Source organism: Methylopila jiangsuensis, assembly GCF_027922305.1.
In the GTDB taxonomy this organism is placed as follows: domain Bacteria; phylum Pseudomonadota; class Alphaproteobacteria; order Rhizobiales; family Methylopilaceae; genus Methylopila; species Methylopila jiangsuensis.
Map to the genome: position 1 here is coordinate 59072 of NZ_BSFK01000013.1, position 18834 is coordinate 77905.

An 18834-nucleotide genomic window follows, 5' to 3' on the forward strand; every position below is an offset into this window, starting at 1 on the left:
CGCGAAAACGCGAAGGCCCGCCGGTCCGCCTGGAGGAGCGGAGCGGCGGGCCTCGTCGCCTACCGGAGAACCCTCAGAACCGGTAGGTCACGCCGGCGCCCACGACCCAGGGGTTGATCTTGGCCTTGCCGCGGATCGAGCCGCCGCCGGCGGTGGCGATGTCGATCTTCGGGCGCATGTGGATGTACTTGACGTCGAAGTTCACGCCCCAGTGCTCGTCGATCATGTAGTCGAAGCCCACCTGCGCGGCCGGGCCGACCGAGTTCTTCAGCTTCACCTTGCGCACGACGCCGCCGGCGGCGTCCTCGCCGAAGAAGATCGAGTAGTTGAGGCCGACGCCCACATAGGGCTTGAACGCGCCGAAATTGGTGAAGTGGTACTGGGCCATCACCGTCGCCGGCAGCACCCACGTGTCGCCCACGTTCACGCCTCTCAGCGCGCCGCGGCCCTTGATGGCGTGGGTGCTGACGCAGCAGATGGTCTCCACCGCGAAGTTCGGCGTGAAGAAGTAGCTGAGGTCCACCTCCGGCATCACCCGGCTCGACACATGGGCGCTGCCCGGCGTGTTGAACTTGGCCGACGAGTTGGGCAGCACGGCGATGGCGCGGGCGCGCAGCATGAAGCCGGTGAAGGGCTCCGCCGGAACCGAGACCGCCTGCGCGGGTTCGTCGATCGGCGCGTCCGCGGCGTAGGCGGCGGGCGCAAGGGCGGCGGAGGCGGCGAGAACGAGCGCCGCGGCTCTCAGAGCGGTCATTTCAGGAAACTCCCCGTGGAACGGTCGGCCGCCGCAAGGCGCGCGGCGGCGCAAGGTCAGTGCGACATCAGCAGGCAGATGTCGGAGGTCTCGAGCAGGTCGCGGGTCGCGCCGCCGAAGAACCACTCGCGCGTCCGGCTGTGCCCGTAGGCGCCGGAGACGATGAGGTCCGCCCCGAAGTCGGACGCCACGTCGAGCAGCTCCTGCGCGATGGAGTTCAGCTCCCCGGTGCGCAGCGTGGGGCGGGCGTCCACCTGGTGGAGGCGGAGATAGGAGGCCACGTCCTCGGCGCTTTCGTCGCGGAAGGTCTCGCCCGCCGCCACCACCAGCACCTCGTCGGCGGCCTTCAGCACGGGCAGCGCGTCGCGCACCGCGCGCCGGGCCTCGCGCGTGTCCTTCCACGCCACCACCACCCGGCGGCCGAGAAGCTCGTCGCGCTCCGGCGGCACGACCAGGATCGGCCGTCCGGCCTCCAGCGCCACATAGCCGGGGGACACGCCGAGCGCCGGATCGACCACGTCGTAGGTGGCGCGGCGGCCCAGCACGATCAGGTCCGCCGAACGGGCGGCCTGCACCAGATGGCGATCCGGATCGGCCATGTCCGAGGTCCAGCGCACGTCGTTGCGGCCGGCGGTCGCCTGATCGAAGGCGCGCTTGGCGGCGGCGATGTCGTCCTCGACGCGCTTGCGCTCCTCGTCGGCGGCGAACACTGTGACATTAGGCGTCATGTCGCCGTAGACCGGCGTCAGCATGGCCTGGGCGGCGGCGCCGGTGAGGCGGGCGCCGAAACGGTCCGCCAGTCCGAGAGCGAGCCTGGCGCGGTTGAGCGCGTAGGGGCCGAGGTCCATATGGACCAGCACGCTCGCAAGCCCCGGTATGCCGTTCGATGCGTAAGCCATTTCGGCCTCCGTCGCGTTCCGACTGTGGCCAGAGCATGGCGCGGGCCTTGCGGCGGCTCCTTGATTTCGGTCAAGAACAGGGATGCGTTTCACAGTGTTCGCCGGGGAAACCGATCTGACGCCGCCCTTTTCTCCCTCCACGTCGCTCGCCCCGCGCGCCGATCGGGCCCGACAGTCATGCTGACGGCGGCGCCCGATCCGCTGGCGCTGGCGACGCTCGATCCCGAGGGACGGGTGGCGGCCTGGAGCGTCGGCGCCGAGCGCCTGTTCGGATGGGATGCGGCCGAGGCGGTGGGGCGTGACGTCCGCGCGCTCGGCGCGCCGGCCCATGCGCTGGAGCGGGCGCTGGCCGACGGCCGGTTCGAGGGCGAGGCCGAGGCGCGGCGCCGGGACGGCTCCGCGGTTCGGGTCCATATGGCGGTGCTGCCGACGCCGGGGCCGGGCGGCTCGCCCATCGGCTTCGCCGCGGCCTTCCGGCTGTCCGACGCCGGGCTTCCGGCGGAGGTGAGCCGCGCCCATCTGCGCTCGATCCTCGAGACCGTGCCGGACGCCATGATCGTGATCGACGATCAGGCCCGGATCCGCTCCTTCAGCGCCGCGGCGGTGCGCCAGTTCGGCTACGCCGAGCACGAGGTGGTGGGCCGCAACGTCAGCCTGCTGATGCCGGAGCCCTATCGCAGCCAGCACGACGGCTACATTTCCCGCTACCTCGCCACCGGCGAGCGCAAGATCATCGGCGTCGGCCGCATCGCGGTGGGCCTGCGCAAGGACGGCAACACCTTTCCCATGGAGCTGGCGGTCGGCGAGACCACCTCGTCCGGGCAGCGCTACTTCACCGGCTTCGTGCGCGACCTGACGGAGATCCAGCGCGCCGAGACCCGGATGCAGGAGCTGCAGTCCGAGGTGGTCCACATGTCCCGCTTCACCGCGCTCGGCGAGATGGCGTCCACGCTCGCCCACGAGATCAACCAGCCGCTGACCGCGATCGCGAACTATCTCAAGGGCTGCCGCCGCATCCTCAACCGTATGGAGGGCGACGAGGCCCCGACGCTGCGCGACGCGGTGGGGCAGGCGGCGGCGCAGGCGCTCCGGGCCGGCGACGTCATCCGTCGCCTGCGGGAGTTCGTGGCCCGCGGCGAGAGCGAGCCCCGGATCGAGAACCTGCCCCGGCTGATCGAGGAGGCGAGCGCGCTCGCCCTCGTGGGCGCCAAGGAGCAGGGCGTGCGCGTCACCTACAGGCTCGCGCCGGACGCGGCGCTGGCCTTCGCCGACCGCATCCAGATCCAGCAGGTGCTGCTGAACCTCATCCGCAACGCGGTGGAGGCCATGCAGGACAGCGAGACCCGCGAACTCACGGTGGAGAGCCTCGCGCTGAAGCCGGAGCGGCTCGCCATGATCCGCGTCACCGACACGGGGCCCGGCCTCGCCCCGGACGTGGCGGAGCGGCTGTTCCAGCCCTTCGTCACCACCAAGGCGCAGGGCATGGGGGTGGGACTGTCGATCTGCCGCACGATCGTCGAGGCCCACGGCGGAAAAATCTGGGCGGAGCCGGCGCCGGGCGGCGGGGCGTGCTTCGCCTTCACGTTAAGGGCCATCGGTCACGAGGAGCTTCGGGATGCGCGCTGACGCGGTGGTGCATGTGGTGGACGACGACGCGGCGGTGCGCCAGTCGCTGGCCTTCCTGCTGGTTTCCGACGGACTGGCGGTCCAGACCCACGAAAGCGCCGCCGACCTGCTCGCGGTGGCGCGCGACATCGACGGCTGCGTCGTCACCGACGTGCGCATGCCCGGCGTCGACGGCATCGAGCTGCTGCGCCGGCTGAAGGCGCAGGGCGTCCACCTGCCGGTGATCGTGATGACGGGCCACGCCGACGTGCCGCTGGCGGTGGAGGCCATGAAGGCGGGCGCCGTCGACTTCATGGAGAAGCCGTTCGACGACGAGGCCATGCTCGCCGCCGTGCGCGGCGCGCTGGATCGGCAGGCGGACGTCGCGGGCCGGCAGGACCGGGCGGCGGAGGCCAAAGGGCGGATCGCCGCCCTGTCCGAGCGGGAGCGGCAGGTGCTGGACGGGCTCGTGGCCGGCCACGCCAACAAGGCGATCGCCTATGATCTCGGCATCAGCCCGCGGACGGTGGAGATCTACCGCGCCAACGTCATGACCAAGATGCGCGCGGCCAGCCTGTCCGAGCTGGTGCGGCTGGCGCTGCTGGCCGAAATGGCCGACTGAACCTTCCGCGCGGCGCCCTTAAGGAATTGACCGGAGTGGCGGCGGCTTCGGGCTTGAGGCAGGTCAAGGGTCCGCTTTGCGTCCTGCGCTAGGGATGACGGCGGACGGAACCTCTTCACTCAGCCGGGCGCCCGCACCATGCCGCCACAGCAGGATCTGGTCATCGTCGTGGACGACGACGCCGCGGTGCGGCAGGCGCTGCGCTTCGCGCTGGAGCAGGAGGGGCTCGAGGTGCGGGACTACGCCGACGGCGGCGAACTGCTCGCCGAAGCCGAGCTGCCGCGCCACGCCTGCCTGCTGATCGACCAGTTCATGCCCGCCATGAGCGGGGTCGATCTGGTGCGCCGCCTGCGACGTCGCCACGTGCGGCTGCCCGCGATCCTGATGACGGGACGTTCGAGCCGGGAGCTGCGCGAGAGCGCCAGCCGCGCCGGCTTCGCCTGCGTGCTGGAGAAGCCGCTCGACGACGGCGCGCTGATGGACACGATCCGCTCGGAGCTCGCGCGCGAGATTCATTGAGCGGCTGGCGGAAGCGAGGCTCGAGCGTTCCGGTGGTGGACGCCCGAGGGCAAGCGCGGGCATGACGAGGGCGTGAACTGCGACGCCGACCTTGAACGCCGGAAACGCGCGACGCCCGCCGTGCTCTGGCGGGTCTCGACGGCGGACGGTGGAAGGACGACGCGCGGCGTTCAGGCCGCCGCGAGCGCCTGCAGTCGGGGGGCGTCCAGCACGCGCACGCCGTCCGGCACCACCAGCAGCGTCCGCTCGCGGGCGAGGCGGGAGATCACCCGGCTCACCGTCTCGATGGTGAGGCCGAGATGGTCCGCAAGGTCCTGCCGGCTCATGGGCAGCGCGATGGTGACCGCGCCGCCGCCCCGGCGGGCGAGACGGCCGCGCAGGGCGATCAGGAAGGCTGCGACGCGCTCCTCCGCCGACCGGCGGCCCAGCAGCACGATGTGGTCCTGAGCGGCGGCGAGTTCGTCGGCCGCGGCCCGGCGGAGGCTGGCGAGCAGATGGGGCTTGCGTTCCGCGAGCGCCGCATAGGCGTGGGCGTCGAAGCGGCAGACGCCCACCGGCGTCACCGCCTCCGCCGTGCTGGCGTAGCGCGCGTCCGGCGCGAGGCCGATGAAGTCGCCCGGCAGCAGGAAGCCGAGGATCTGTCGCCTTCCGTCCGACAGCAGGCGGTAGAGCCGGACCATGCCGCTGGTGATGGTGTAGACCGCGTCCGCGTCGTCGCCCTGACGGAACAGCGTCTCCTTGGGCGCGAAGCGCTGCTGGTCGCCGATGTCGCCGAAGGCGTCCAGCTCCCCGTCCGCCAGCGCCTGGCAGACGGCCAGCGCCCGCGCCGGGCAGCCGTCGCAGCCGGTCAGCGGCGTGGCGGCGGCGTGGGGGCGAAGCCGTTGGCCAAGCGCGGGCGTGGGGAGAAGGGCGGGGGCGAGGGCGGGGGTCATCGGAGGGGCTTTCGAAGACGGGGCCGACGTTCAGGCGTCGTCCTCGGGATAGCCGCCGCCGCCGTTCTGCGCCATTCCGATGCTGCGCTTAAGGGGTTGCCCGTAAGCGCGTGTCCTTAGGCGCATTGACCCGGATCAAGGACGCGGCGTCTGCGCCGCGCCAGCGTTCCGCCATGCTGCCCTTGCGCCTTTCCGAGATCGCCGGCCGCGCGGCCCCGCGCTACACCTCCTATCCCACCGCGCCCCAGTTCGAGGCGGGGGTGGACGGCGCCGTCTACGCCGGCTGGCTGGAGGCGCAGGCGGGAGGGAACGAGCCCGCCTCGCTCTATCTCCATGTGCCCTATTGCCGCTCGATCTGCAGCTATTGCGGCTGCGCCGCCAAGGCCACGCGGCGGGACGAGCCGCTCATCGCCTTCGCCGCCCGCCTGCGGCGCGAGATCGCTCTGGTGGCCGAGCGCACCGGGCCGTTGCGGGTGACGCATCTGCACTGGGGCGGCGGCACGCCGAACGTGCTGCCGAACGACCTGTTCCGGGCCATCCTCGACGACATCCACGCGCGGTTCGATCTGGAGCCGGACGCCGAGCACGCCATGGAGATCGACCCGCGCCACCTCACCGCGGAGACGGTGGCGGCGCTGATGGACGGCGGCGTCACCCGCGTCAGCCTCGGGGTGCAGGATTTCGATCCGGCCGTGCAGAAGGCGATCGGGCGGGTGCAGCCGTTCGAGATGGTGCGGACGGCGGTGGAGGGCTTTCGCGCCGCGGGGCTTTCCGGCCTCAACATGGATCTGATCTACGGCCTGCCGCGCCAGACGCAGGCCTCCATCCGCGACACGGCGGCCCGCGCGGCGGCGCTCGGGCCGGACCGGATCGCGCTGTTCGGCTACGCCCATGTGCCGTGGATGCGGCCGCACCAGCGGCTGATGGACGAGGCCGCGCTGCCCGATCCGGCGCTCCGGGCGGAACTGGCGGAGACCGCGCGGGAGACGTTGATCGTCGCCGGCTACGTCCCCGTCGGCATCGACCATTTCGCCCGTCCCGACGACGGGCTGGCGCGGGCGCTGGCGGCGCGGACGCTGCGCCGCAATTTTCAGGGCTACACCACCGACCGGGCGCCGGTCCTGCTCGGCTTCGGCCCCACCGCCATCGGCCGGCTTCCGCAAGGCCATGTGCAGAACGCCCCCGACATCGCCGGCTGGGGCCGGGCGGTGGACGCGGGACGCCTGCCCGTGGTCCGCGGCCGGGCGCTGACGCCGGACGACCGTCTGCGCGGGGCGGTGATCGAAAGCCTGCTCTGTTTCTTCGAGGCCGATCTGGCGGCGCTTTGCGAACGCCATGGCGCCTCTTTGGAGGCGTTCGCGCCGGCGCTCGCGGAGCTGGAGGCGCTGCGGCGGCAGGGCTTCGTGGAGCTGGCCGACGACGGCCGCCTGACGATCGTCCGCGACGGTCCGGCGCTCGCCCGGATCGTGGCGAGCGCCTTCGACGCCTATCTCGGCTCCGCCGCCCGCCATTCTCTGGCGGTGTGAGGCGCAGGCGGCTTTCGATCGCGCCGGTTGAAAAACGCCATGACGTCCGATGAACAAGCTTACGTCTGTTCAATTCCGCAGCTTTGGCGGAACAGCTTGATCTTGACGTCGATCTCCCCCTCACCCGGCGCTTCGCGCCGACCTCTCCCCGCCGGGGAAAGGTGAAAGGGGGGCTTCCGCGCCTTATCCGGCTTTGTGGTGGAGCGCGGCGATTGAACCGCGTCACCTCTTCCCAGCGGGGAGAGGTCGGATGACGCAGTCATCCGGGTGAGGGGGCCGGAGCGTTTGGCGCCTGCGGGTATCTCAATACCTAGCGCAAGCTCGGGCATGACGGCGGCGGGACCGTCGGCGGCTTCTGAGGCCGCTGTCCGCTTTCCCGAAAACGGAGGTCGGGCGGGCGCCCGACCTCTCCGCTCAGCCCTCGGCGAAGCGGCGGGGGCGCTGGGGCTTGCGCGGGGCGTTGGCCGGGCGCTCGGCGCGGTCCTTGCGCGGACCGGCGAAGGGCGCCTTCGGGCGGGCCGGCTTGCCGTCGCGCTTGCCCTCGAACGGACGGGCGTCGCCGTAAGGCTTCGGCGCGGCCTTCTTCCACGGCTTGGGCTCGTATTTCGCTTCGCCCTGAGGCTTGGGGCCGCGGGGCGCGGGCGCGTCGCCGTAGGAGATCGTCACGTCGCCCTTTTCGGCGCGCAGCGCCGTGGCGGCGAAACGCTCGGCCGCCTCGGCCGCGATCTCCACCTTGGTCTCCGTGTCGAAGATGCGGATCGCGCCGATGTCGCCGCGCTCCACGCCGCCGCGGCGGCACAGCATAGGCAGCAGCCACTTCGGGTCGGCGTTCTGCTTGCGGCCGATGGCGAGGCGGAACCACACGCCGGCGCCGAAGCTCTCCCGCGGGGCGGCGGGCGCGCGCTCAGGCCGTTCGCCGCGCTCGAACCGGTCGGAACGCTCGCCACGCTCGAATCGGTCGCCGCCCACCGGCTTGCGGGTCGGCCGCTCGCCGGGGTCGCTCACCTCTTCCGGCGCGGGCATCTGGGCGCGGTGCAGGCGGGCGAGCGCCACCGCCATCTGGGCCGGGCTCAGCTTCTCCGCCAGCGCCTGGGCGAGAACCATGTCCTCGTCGCTGGCGGGGTCGGTCAGCATCGGCGAGGCCAGCATGCGCTCCTGGTCCAGCGCGCGGATCTCCTCCGCCGTGGGCGGGCCGCCCCAGGCGGGAACGACGCCCGCGTCCACCATCATGGTCTCGGCCTTGCGGCGCCGCGACGGCGGCACCAGCATCACCGAGACGCCCTTGCGGCCCGCGCGGCCGGTGCGGCCGCTGCGGTGCTGGAAGGTCTCGGCGTCGTGGGGCAGCTCGGCGTGGATGACGAGCCCGAGATTGGGCAGGTCGATGCCGCGGGCGGCGACGTCGGTCGCCACGCACACCCGCGCCCGGCTGTCGCGCAGGGCCTGCAGCGCGCGGTTGCGCTCGTTCTGGCTGAGCTCGCCCGACAGCAGCACCGCGTCGAAGCCGCGCTCGGCCAGCGTCGCGTGCAGGCGGCGCACGCCTTCGCGGGTGGAGCAGAACACGATGGCGGCTTCCGAATCCGCCTGCCGCAGCAGGTTCACCACCACATGGCCGATCTCGCGCACATGCACGCGCACGGCGCGGTGCTCGATGTCCGCATGGCCGCGGCCGTCGCTCTCGATGGCGATGCGCTCGGCGTCGCGCTGGAAGCGGCGGGCGATGTCGGCGATGTCCGGGGGCAGGGTGGCGGAGAACAGCAGCGTGCGCCGCTCCGGCGCCGCGGCCTCGAGGATGAATTCGAGGTCTTCGCGGAAGCCGAGGTCGAGCATCTCGTCGGCCTCGTCCAGCACCGCGGCCTTGAGGCCCGACAGGTCGAGCGCGCCGCGCTCGATGTGGTCCTTCAGCCGGCCGGGCGTGCCCACCACGATGTGGGCGCCCAGCTCCAGCCGGCGCCGCTCCGCGCGGGGGTCCATGCCGCCGACGCAGGCCATGACGCGCCCGCCGGCTTCGGCGTAGAGCCAGCGCAGCTCCCGCTCCACCTGCATGGCGAGTTCGCGGGTCGGCGCCACCACCAGCGCCACCGGACGCCCGGCCTCGCCGAGCCGCTCCGCGCCGTCGAGCAGGGTCTCGCCCATGGCGAGGCCATAGGCGACCGTCTTGCCCGAGCCGGTGCGGGCGGAGACCAGCAGGTCGCGGGCGCCGAGCCCCTCCGCCAGAACGGCGGACTGCACGGGCGTGAGCTCGGCGTAGCCGCGGGCGTCGAGCGCGCGGGCGAGCGGGGCGGCGAGGGCGGGAATCGTCACGGGTCGGGAGCGCTTTCTGCGGGCCTGGAACGACGGACGCCGCGGACGGAAGCCGTCCACGGCGTCTGCGAAGCCTCGGCTGTTCAGCCTGATCGGGATGCGGCGCCCGTATACCCCTTTTTTCGGTGGAGCGCCACCGCCTGAAGTCGTGACGTCAGCGTGCGGCGGCCATGTCGTCGTAAGGCGCCGACATGGGCGCGTAAGAGGCGGCCGCGGCGGTCTCCTGCTCCCAGCGCGCGGCGGCATAAGACGACGCCGCGCAGATCGACTCCGCGCTCGCGGGCGGCTCGCCGGGGCGCGCCGGCCGGGCGAAGCCGTAGCGTCCGCCGCAGGCGGCGACCTGAGGCGGCCTTGCGGTTGCGGCGAAGATGTCGTGGCCGTCCTTGAGCATGCGCCAGAACGGCATGTTGGGGTTGTCCGCGTGCCGGGCCATGTTGGCCTCCGTCATGCGGAACGGAAAGGCCTGGAACGGCACCGTGCCCTGGCCGTTCTGCAGCGCCTCGCGCACGAGGCCGTAGATCTCCTCCATGCCCTTGTGGGTCATGGCGTAGCAGCCCACCGACTTGCAGCCGCCATGCACCATCAGATGGCTGCCGGTGCGGCCCATCTGCCGGTCGAAGGCGTTGGGGAAGCCGATGTTGAACGCGAGATGGTTGCGCGACCACGGGTTCAGGCTGCCGCCGTCGATGGCGTAGAAGCCTTCCGGCGCCTGCCGGTCGCCCTCGCGGATCTTGGGGCCGAGCTTGCCGGAGAAGCGGCAGATCGGATAGCTGCGCAGCAGGCCGTAGCGGCCGTTGCGCTCCTGCTTCCAGACCTCGAGCTCGCCTTCCTCCTTGAACACCCGGATCAGGATCGGCGCCTGACGCGGCATGTCCATGTCGCGCATCAGGCTCACCGTGGCGTAGGAGACCGAGCCGGTCTTCACCTTGCGGACCTTGCCGCCGGTCGAGCAGCCCGCCACGGCGGCGGACAGGAGAAGGACGGCCAGGACGTTCCGCGACGCTCCACGCATAGGGTTCACTCCACGCAGGCCCCGGCCCGGCGCGGGGGGCGGCCGGGGACGGCGCGCGGAGGCTCATGGGCCGGACGCGAGATACGCCGCGACGGCCCGCCGGGCCGCGCGCCCGGGGCTTTGAACCCTCAACCTTGGCCCATTTTCATAACGGTCGGTAAACCGTGGCGGATCAGGGCCGGGAGCTTCGACTCAGGGTTAACAGGCGCGGCCGGAAACGACGAAGGCCCCGGATCGCGGGATCCGGGGCCTTCGGAGGCGGTCGTCGGAGAAGGCGGCGCGCCGGGGGGCGCGGCCCGAGCCTTACTTGCCGGTGATGCCGAAATTCGCGAAGCGCTTGTTGAAGCGCGAGAGACGGCCGCCGCGGTCGGTGAGCTGGGCCGAGCCGCCGGTCCACGCCGGATGGGTCTTCGGGTCGATGTCGAGCTGCAGCGTGTCGCCATCCTTGCCGTAGGTCGAACGCGTGAAGTACTCGGTTCCATCGGTCATCACGACCTTGATGGAGTGGTAGTCGGGATGGATGTCGGCCTTCATTTCGGGTCTCTGTCGTTAATGCCGGTTGAGCGCGCGCCCGGTCGAGCGCTTGCGGAACGTGCGACGATCTCGTGAACGGGGAGCCTATACCGCAAACGCGCCCGGGGAACAACCGGGGGCGGGGCCGCCCGGCCCATCGGAGGTGTCGCGCTTTTCGCCCGCGTTCCTTATAAGGCGCCCATGACGTCTGGAACGATACGAAAGAGCATCCGCGATGGCGCGCCGTACCGCCGCTGATCCGTCCGGCGCCGGCCGGCGGTCGCTGAAGCCGCTGAAAGCCGTGCTGCCCTACGCCACGCGACGGAAAGGCCGGATCGCGGGCGCGCTGCTGTTCCTGACCCTCGCCGCAGGCGCCACGCTCGCCATTCCCGCCGCCGTGCGCCGGCTGATCGACTTCGGCTTCTCCGCCGATCACCCCGGCATGGTGGACCAGTATTTCGCCGCCGTGCTGGCGGTGACGGCGGTGCTGGCGGTGGCGAGCGCCGCCCGCTACTGGTTCGTCACCACGCTCGGCGAGCGGGTGGTGGCGGACCTGCGCGACGCGGTGTTCCGCCGGCTGGTGACGCTGTCGCCCGCCTTCTACGATCAGGCCCGCTCCGGCGAGCTGGTGTCGCGGCTCACCGCCGACACCACCCAGATCAAGGCCATGTTCGGCTCCACCGCGAGCCAGGCGCTGCGCAACCTGTTCCTGTTCCTCGGCGCGCTGGCGATGATGGTGGTGACGAGCCCGAAGCTGTCGGGCCTCGTTCTGGTGGCCATCCCCGTCATCGTGCTGCCGCTGGTGGGCTTCGGCCGTTCGGTGCGCCGCCGCTCCCGCGCCGCCCAGGACACGCTGGCCGACGCCTCGGCGCTGGCGGGCGAGGCCATCGGCGCCATGCGCGCGGTGCAGGCCAACGGCGCCGAGGCGCGGCTTGGCGGCCGGTTCCGCATGGCGGTCGAAAGCGCCTACGCCGCGGCGCAGGGCTCCATCACCGCCCGCGCGCTGCTCACCGGCGTCGCCATCTTCTTCATCTTCGCGAGCGTGGTGGGCGTGCTGTGGCTCGGCGCCACTGACGTGCTGACCGGCGCCATGACGCCCGGCACGCTTGGCCAGTTCGTGCTCTACGCGGTGTTCGCCGCCGGCGCGATCGGCGAGCTTTCCAACGTCTGGGGCGAGCTGGCGCAGGCCGCCGGCGCCGCCGAACGGCTGGGCGAACTGCTGGACCAGCGCTCCGAGGTGCGCGACCCCGCCGCGCCGAAGCCCCTGCCGGTCCCCGCCCGCGGCCGCCTCGCCTTCGAGAGCGTGGGATTCGCCTACGCCGGCGCGCCGGACCGCCCGGTGCTGCGCGACGTCTCCTTTCATGTGGAGCCCGGCGAGACGGTGGCGATCGTCGGCCCCTCGGGCGTGGGCAAGAGCACGCTGTTCGATCTGGCGCTGCGCTTCTACGATCCCCAGTCCGGCCGGGTGACGCTGGACGGCGTCGACCTGCGCGAGGCGTCTCTCGCCGATCTCCGCGCCCGCATGGCGCTGGCGCCGCAAGAGCCGGTGGTGTTCGCCGCCAGCGCCCGCGACAACATCCGCCTCGGCCGGCCGGAGGCCAGCGACGCCGAGGTGGAGGCCGTGGCCCGCCTCGCGGGGGCGGACGGCTTCATCGCGGCGCTGCCGCAGGGCTACGACACGCCGCTCGGCGAGCGGGGCGTCACGCTGTCCGGCGGCCAGCGCCAGCGCATCGCCATCGCCCGCGCGCTGCTCCGGGACGCGCCGATTCTTCTTCTGGACGAAGCCACCTCCGCGCTCGACGCCGAAAGCGAGGCGGCGGTGCAGCGGGCGCTGACCGAAGGCGCGTCCGGCCGCGCCACGCTGGTGATCGCCCACCGGCTCGCCACCGTGGTCTCCGCCGACCGCATCCTGGTGCTCGACGGCGGCGCCATCGTGGAGCAGGGCTCCCACGCCGAGCTTCTGGCCCGCCGGGGCCTCTACGCCCGGCTTGCGGAGCTGCAATTCGGCGCGTCGGACCACGCGCGCCCGCTGGCCGCGGCGCGGTGAGCCGCGCCGAGATCGTCTTCGCGGAGGCGCCCACGGCCGCCGATCGCGACGCCATCGTGCGGCCGCTCGTCGCGTTCAATGACGCAACCTATGGCCCGTCCGGATTTCGCACGCTCGCCTTCCTGCTGCGCGATCCGGAGACGGGCGAAACCGTCGGCGGGCTCTACGGCAAGGCGAGCTACGACTGGCTGTTCGTGGAGCTGCTGGTCGTGCCCGCAGCCCTGCGCGGAACCGGGCTCGGCTCCGAACTGATCGGCAAGGCGGAGACCTACGCCCGCGAAGCCGGGCTTGCGGGCGTCTGGCTCGACACCTTCGGCTTTCAGGCGCGCGCTTTTTACGAGAAGCAGGGCTTCGAGGTGTTCGGCTCGCTGCCGGGACACCCCAGGGGCAGCGAACGCTTCTTCCTGCGCAAGGCGTTCTGACGCCGCGTTCCGGCCGTTTTCGCGAATCGGACGTGACCAATCCGCATCAGAGCTCGCCGACGCGGCGCGTTCGGGCCTTGAGTCCCGCGCAAGGCTGACCTGCGCCGGGCGCGGCCGACCGCGAAAAGACGTGCGACTTCAGTCGTATCGGAATCCGTCCCTAAATACCGCCTGACGTGTTCGTGACCCGCCGAGGGTCGCGTGAAGCTGAACGGACGTTCATATTGCGACTGCGAAACAGACGCGTCGCCGCGTCGTGCGGGCCGGCGAGCGGATTTTCGGAGTGACGACATGACATCGCGGACTTTGTCCCGCGCCGGGCTTGCGCTCGGCGTGACGCTGGCGCTGTGCGCCGCGCCGGCTCTGGCCGACGACCTGCGAACCAACCAGGCGCTGGTGGAGACCGGCGTGTTCCTGGCCCATTCGGAAGCCGAAGCCGCCTTCACGCGGCTGGACGCCGACCGGAAGGAGAAGGGCGCGGTGGTCACGCAGGCCAAGACCTTCGTGGACGTGGGCGGCGCCTCGTTCGGACAGGCGGAGCGGGGCGAGCGGCTCGGCTATGGCGGCGGCACCTCCCAGCTCCGGGTCGGAATCGACCGCGACATCGGCGGCGGCGTGGTGGTGGGCGCCATGACCGCCATGGGCGCGGGCTCGGTGTCCTCCGGTGATCTCAGCGGCGGCACGCTGGCCCAGCATGTGGACGTCTACGGCCGGGTGGAGAAGGGCTCGGCCTTCGCCAAGCTGCTGTTCGGCGGCTCGGTGGTGGGTTTCCGCGCCATCGACCGCGGTCCGGACGCCGACCGCGTCTCGGCCCGCGCCATCAGCCGCAACCTGCGGCTCGCGGCGCAGGCGGGCGGCGACATCGTCGTGCGCGGCGTGAAGGTGTCGCCGTCGGTGGGCGTGGGGCTCTACGCCAACGCGCTGTCCGGCTACCGGGAGCGCGGCGGCGCCAACGCCTTCGCCTACCGCTCGCGGCTGGCGCAGGCGGCCATCGGCTCGTTCCGGCTGAAAGCCGCCCGCAGCTTCAAGCTCGACGCCACCCACGACCTGAATCTGGAGGCCTTCGTCGGCGCGGACGAGATGCTGGCGTTCGATTCCACACCGCTTCGGGCCTCGAACGCCGCCGGAGACCGCATCCGGGCGTCGTGGAGCGGCTCGCCCACCGGGCGCGGCGTGGTCGGCGGCCTCGGCCTCGGCACGGAGCTCGCCAAGGGCGTAGACCTCAAGTTCAGCTACGACTACGGCTCCCGCGACGGCTTCGCCACCCACGCCGGGCGGGGCCGCCTCGGCGTCTCGTTCTGAGGCTCCCGCCTCCGCGCTTCGGCGCATAGACTATCTGACGGGTGTCGGCGGCCCAACGATCCTGCTCCAAATGCTGCGGCGCATTATGGCTTTGGACGCGCGGTCCCCGAGGGCCGGCGCGGGGATCGGGCGCGCGGGCTTTTCGCCGCGCGCTCGACTTGTTCCAATGTCCATGATGGTGGTGAAGCATGGCCTGTGGCAGGTTCGCCGCCTGCCCGAGCGAGAGCCGAATGACGACGGAACCTTTGACGAGCCCCGCGGCGACTGCGTTCGCCGACGATTTCGCGACCGCGACGCGGGAGGACTGGCTGAAGGCGGCCGAGGCCGCGCTGAAGGGCCGTCCGCTCGAGCCGGTGATCCGGCGCCGCACCATGGACGGCGTGACGGTGAACGCGCTGCTGGAGCGCGTGACGCCGCGCGTGGTGGCGGGCCGCCCCGCCGGCGGGCGCTGGACGGCCATGACCGTCATCGACATCGCCGATCCCGAGGCCGCCAACGCGCAGGCGCTCGAAGACCTGAACAACGGCGCCTCCGGCCTGTCGCTGAAGCTCGCCGGGCCGGGCGAGACCCATGGCCTCGTCGCCGACACGCTGGACCGGCTCGACCGGGCGCTGGACGGCGTGCTGCTGGACCTCGCGCCGCTGCATCTCGAGCTGCCGGCGTTCCATGGCCGCGCCACGGCTGCGCTGGTCACCGCGCTGGTGGAGCGTCGCAAGCTCGATCCCGCGTCCGTGTTCGTGCTGTTCGGCGCGGACCTGCTGCGCGACCTCGCCCGCACCGGCGCGCTGCCGCGCAGCTGGGAAGCGATGTGCGCCCGGCTCGCCGGCGCGATCGCCGGCATGCGCCGCCGCGGCTTCACGAGCCCGGTGCTGTCGGTGGACGCCCGCCAGCATCACGGCGCCGGCGCGACCGACGCGCAGGAACTGGGCGCGGCGCTCGGCTCCGCCACCCAGCAGGTGCGGGGCCTCGTCGCCGCCGGTCTGCCGCTGGAGACGGCCGCCGACGCGGTGTCCTTCGCCTTCGCCTGCGACGCCGAGCAGTTCACCACCATCGCCAAGCTGCGCGCGGCGCGCCTGCTGTGGGCCGCCTGGCGGCGGGAGGCGGGGCTGCCCGAGGCGCCGGTCCACATCCACGCCGAGACGTCGCGCCGCATGCTGACCCGGCGCGACGCCCACACCAACATGGTGCGCTCCACCATCGCCGCCTTCGCGGCCGGCGTCGGCGGGGCGGATTCGATCGTCGTGCTGCCCTTCACCGACGCGCTCGGCGGGATCAACGCCGACGCCCGCCGCATCGCCCGCAACGCGCAGGCGATCATCCTCGAAGAGACCAACGCCCACCGCGTCGCCGACCCGGCCGCGGGCGCCGGCGCGATCGAGGCCTACACCGACGATCTGGCCGAGGCCGGCTGGGCCGCGTTCCGGGAGGTGGAGGCCGAAGGCGGCTTCCTCGCCGCGCTCGCGAACGGTTCGTGGCAGGACCGGCTGATGGAGAGCCGAGCCGCGCGCGAGGCGGCGGTGGCCAAGCGCAGCGTCCCCATCGTCGGCGTCAGCGAGTTCCCGCAGGCCGACGAAGCTCCGATCGCGCTCGACCCCCGTCCGGCGGTGGAGGCTTCGCCGTCGCGGCGGCCGCTGGCCGGGCCCGTCGGGGAGGACGAGGCTGGATACGACGCGCTGGTCGCGGCTGCGCTCGACGGGGCCTCGCTCGCGGATCTTGCCGCGGCGACCGCCACAGCGCCGACGCTGACGGTGCGCCCCTGCGACACGGAGCGGCTGGCGGCCGGCTTCGAGCGCCTGCGCGCCGAGAACGAGGCGGCGACGCCGCGTCCGGGCGTGTTCCTGGCGCTGCTCGGTCCCATCGCCCGCCATTCGGCGCGGGCGGGCTTCATCCGCAACCTGACCGTCGCGGGCGGACTCAAGCCCGTGGACGGGCCCATCCTCGGCTCGGCGGACGACGTGGCCGAGGCCTTCGCCCAGAGCGGCCTGAAGCTCGCCGTGCTCTGCGGCTCCGACGACGGATACGCGGAGGAGGGTGCGGCGCTGGCCAAAGCGCTCGCCGCCCGCGGCGCGGCCGTGTGGCTCGCCGGGCGGCCGAAGGAGGGCCGCGAGGCGCTGGAGGCGGCGGGCGTCGCCCGCTTCGTCGCCGCCGGAGACGACATGCTGACCACCCTGAAGGAGGCCTCCGCGGCTTCCGCCGGAGGCGCCCGATGACCGCCCGTCTGCCCGATTTCGCCAAGGTCGCGTGGCGCCGGCCGGACCTCGCCCCGCCCGCGCCCAGCGCGGAGCCCTGGACCACGCCGGAAGGCATCGACGTCAAGCCGCTCTATGGCGAGGCCGATCTCGCCGGCGTGTCGGGCCTCGACACCTGGCCGGGCCTCGCGCCCTTCATCCGCGGCCCGTACCCGACCATGTACGCCGCCCAGCCCTGGACCATCCGGCAGTACGCCGGCTTCTCCACGGCCGAGGACTCCAACGCCTTCTACCGGGCGAACCTCGCCGCCGGCCAGATGGGCCTCTCGGTCGCCTTCGACCTCGCGACCCACCGCGGCTACGACAGCGACCATCCGCGCGTCACCGGCGACGTGGGCATGGCGGGCGTCGCGATCGATTCGATCTACGACATGCGGACGCTGTTCGACGGCATCCCGCTCGACAAGATGACCGTCTCCATGACCATGAACGGCGCGGTGCTGCCGGTTCTGGCGCTGTTCGTGGTGGCGGCGGAAGAACAGGGCGTGGGGCAGGAGAAGCTGGCCGGGACCATTCAGAACGACATTCTGAAGGAGTTCATGGTCCGCAACACCTACATCTACCCGCCGCAGCCCTCGATGCGGATCATCGCCGACATCTTCGCGCACACCTCCCAGCATATGCCGAAGTTCAACTCGATCTCGATCTCCGGCTACCACATGCAGGAGGCGGGGGCGACGGCCGATCTTGAGCTCGGCTACACGCTGGCGGATGGCGCGGAATATGTGCGCGCCGGCATGGCGGCAGGCCTCGACATCGACCGTTTCGCGCCGCGCCTGTCGTTCTTCTGGGCGATCGGCATGAACGTGTTCATGGAGATCGCCAAGATGCGGGCCGCGCGCCTGATCTGGACGAAGCTCATGACCGACCTCGGCGCCCGGAGCCCGAAGTCGCTGCCGCTGCGCACCCATTGCCAGACCAGCGGCTGGTCGCTGACCGCCCAGGACGTCTACAACAACGTCACCCGCACCACGCTGGAGGCGATCGCGGCGACCCAGGGCGGCACCCAGTCGCTGCACACCAACTCCTTCGACGAGGCGCTGGCGCTGCCCACCGACTTCTCAGCCCGCATCGCCCGCAACACCCAGCTCGTGCTGCAGATGGAGAGCGGGACCACCCGCTTCATCGACCCGTGGGGCGGCTCGGCCTATGTGGAGCGCCTGACCCACGACCTCGCCGCCAAGGCGCTGGTCCACATCGCGGAGATCGACCGGCTGGGCGGCATGGCCAAGGCGATCGAGGCCGGCGTGCCGAAGCTCCGCATCGAGGAGGCGGCGGCCACCACCCAGGCCCGCATCGACTCGCGTGAGCAGACCGTCGTCGGCGTGAACGCCTACAAGGTGCTGAAGAACGAGACGCTGGACGTCCGCCAGATCAAGAACGCCGAGGTGCGCGCGGCGCAGGGCGCCAAGCTGGAGCGCCTGCGCGCCGAGCGCGACCCCAAGGCGGTGGAGGCGGCGCTCACCGCGCTCGAGAACGGCGCGCGCGGAAACGGCAACCTGCTGGCGCTGTCCATCGACGCCGCCCGCGCCAAGGCCACCGTGGGCGAGATCACCATCGCCATGGAGAAGGTGTTCGGCCGTCACAAGGCGGAGATCCGCTCCATTTCCGGCGTCTACAAGCGGGAGGCCCGCAACATGGGCGCCATCGAAGAGGTGCAGAAGCTCGTCGCCGACTTCGAGCGGGCGGACGGGCGCCGGCCGCGCATCCTGGTGGCGAAGGTCGGTCAGGACGGCCACGACCGCGGCCAGAAGATCATCGCCTCCGCCTTCGCCGATCTCGGCTTCGACGTGGACATCGGCCCGCTGTTCGCGACGCCGGAGGAGTGCGCCCGGCAGGCGATCGAGAACGACGTCCACATCGTCGGCATCTCGTCGCTCACCGCCGGCCATCTGACGCTGGTGCCGGCGCTGCGCGACGCGCTGAAGGCGGAAGGCCGCGAGGACATCATGATCGTGGTGGGCGGCGTCATCCCGCCGGTGGACTATCCGGCGCTGCGCGAGTTCGGCGCCTCAGCCATCTTCCCGCCCGGCACCGTGGTGGCGGAGGCCGCCAAGGGCCTGATCGCCCAGCTCAACGAGCGCCTCGGCTACGCCGGCGCGCAGGCGGCGGAGTAAAGGGCGGACGAGAG

The 18834-nt window shown here is 72.1% G+C and carries 15 protein-coding genes; 9 read left to right on the plus strand and 6 right to left on the minus strand.

What is annotated here, in order from left to right; genetic code table 11:
* Positions 1-73: 73 nt before the first annotated feature.
* Both PKE85_RS12315 and PKE85_RS12320 read right to left on the minus strand, forming a co-directional pair.
* Complete coding sequence (locus PKE85_RS12315) at positions 74-754, minus strand: OmpW/AlkL family protein (protein WP_271205056.1); 681 nt, start codon at positions 752-754, stop codon at positions 74-76.
* Positions 755-810: 56 nt separating this feature from the next.
* On the minus strand, positions 811-1653 hold the full coding sequence (locus tag PKE85_RS12320; protein WP_271205057.1) for a universal stress protein: 843 nt from the start codon (positions 1651-1653) through the stop codon (positions 811-813).
* A 177-nt stretch (positions 1654-1830) separates the two neighbouring features.
* Here PKE85_RS12320 and PKE85_RS12325 point away from each other — a divergent pair, with 177 nt between their 5' ends.
* The 3 genes from PKE85_RS12325 (at position 1831) to PKE85_RS12335 (ending at position 4399) form a co-directional block, all read left to right on the plus strand.
* A complete protein-coding gene (locus PKE85_RS12325) occupies positions 1831-3279 on the plus strand; it encodes a PAS domain S-box protein (protein WP_271205058.1) in 1449 nt (482 codons plus the stop codon).
* Positions 3269-3880, plus strand: a complete 612-nt coding sequence (gene fixJ, locus PKE85_RS12330; RefSeq protein ID WP_271205059.1) for a response regulator FixJ — start codon at positions 3269-3271, stop codon at positions 3878-3880. The genes PKE85_RS12325 and fixJ overlap by 11 nt, the downstream gene beginning before the upstream one ends.
* A gap of 138 nt (positions 3881-4018) precedes the next feature.
* The gene (locus tag PKE85_RS12335; protein ID WP_271205060.1) at positions 4019-4399 is read left to right on the plus strand and encodes a response regulator; all 381 of its coding nucleotides are present in this window, start codon (positions 4019-4021) and stop codon (positions 4397-4399) included.
* A gap of 170 nt (positions 4400-4569) precedes the next feature.
* On the opposite strand, the gene PKE85_RS12340 is transcribed toward PKE85_RS12335, so the two are convergent.
* Positions 4570-5331, minus strand: coding sequence for a Crp/Fnr family transcriptional regulator (locus tag PKE85_RS12340; RefSeq protein ID WP_271205061.1), 762 nt, complete (start codon positions 5329-5331; stop codon positions 4570-4572).
* Positions 5332-5504: 173 nt separating this feature from the next.
* Here PKE85_RS12340 and hemN point away from each other — a divergent pair, with 173 nt between their 5' ends.
* Entirely contained in the window at positions 5505-6857 is a 1353-nt protein-coding gene (hemN, locus tag PKE85_RS12345) for an oxygen-independent coproporphyrinogen III oxidase (protein WP_271205062.1), read from the plus strand.
* A 414-nt stretch (positions 6858-7271) separates the two neighbouring features.
* On the opposite strand, the gene PKE85_RS12350 is transcribed toward hemN, so the two are convergent.
* From PKE85_RS12350 to rpmE, 3 genes are all read right to left on the minus strand, one after another.
* The gene (locus tag PKE85_RS12350; RefSeq protein ID WP_271205063.1) at positions 7272-9158 is read right to left on the minus strand and encodes a DEAD/DEAH box helicase; all 1887 of its coding nucleotides are present in this window, start codon (positions 9156-9158) and stop codon (positions 7272-7274) included.
* A 154-nt stretch (positions 9159-9312) separates the two neighbouring features.
* Complete coding sequence (locus PKE85_RS12355; RefSeq protein WP_271205064.1) at positions 9313-10170, minus strand: L,D-transpeptidase family protein; 858 nt, start codon at positions 10168-10170, stop codon at positions 9313-9315.
* 303 nt (positions 10171-10473) lie between these two features.
* Positions 10474-10704, minus strand: coding sequence for a 50S ribosomal protein L31 (gene rpmE / locus PKE85_RS12360; protein ID WP_271205065.1), 231 nt, complete (start codon positions 10702-10704; stop codon positions 10474-10476).
* Positions 10705-10918: 214 nt separating this feature from the next.
* Between rpmE and PKE85_RS12365 the strand changes: the two genes are divergently transcribed.
* From PKE85_RS12365 to scpA, 5 genes are all read left to right on the plus strand, one after another.
* Entirely contained in the window at positions 10919-12730 is a 1812-nt protein-coding gene (locus PKE85_RS12365) for an ABC transporter transmembrane domain-containing protein (protein ID WP_271205066.1), read from the plus strand.
* Positions 12727-13152 carry a GNAT family N-acetyltransferase gene (locus PKE85_RS12370; protein ID WP_271205067.1) on the plus strand — a complete coding sequence of 142 codons (426 nt, stop codon included), beginning with the start codon at positions 12727-12729 and terminating at the stop codon, positions 13150-13152. Before PKE85_RS12365 ends, PKE85_RS12370 begins: the two co-directional genes overlap by 4 nt.
* Before the next feature lie 291 nt (positions 13153-13443).
* The gene (locus PKE85_RS12375) at positions 13444-14454 is read left to right on the plus strand and encodes an autotransporter domain-containing protein (RefSeq protein WP_271205068.1); all 1011 of its coding nucleotides are present in this window, start codon (positions 13444-13446) and stop codon (positions 14452-14454) included.
* Between the two features lie 230 nt (positions 14455-14684).
* On the plus strand, positions 14685-16664 hold the full coding sequence (locus tag PKE85_RS12380; protein ID WP_271205069.1) for a methylmalonyl-CoA mutase family protein: 1980 nt from the start codon (positions 14685-14687) through the stop codon (positions 16662-16664).
* Positions 16661-18820, plus strand: a complete 2160-nt coding sequence (gene scpA / locus PKE85_RS12385; protein WP_271205070.1) for a methylmalonyl-CoA mutase — start codon at positions 16661-16663, stop codon at positions 18818-18820. Before PKE85_RS12380 ends, scpA begins: the two co-directional genes overlap by 4 nt.
* The last annotated feature ends 14 nt before the right edge of the window (positions 18821-18834 follow it).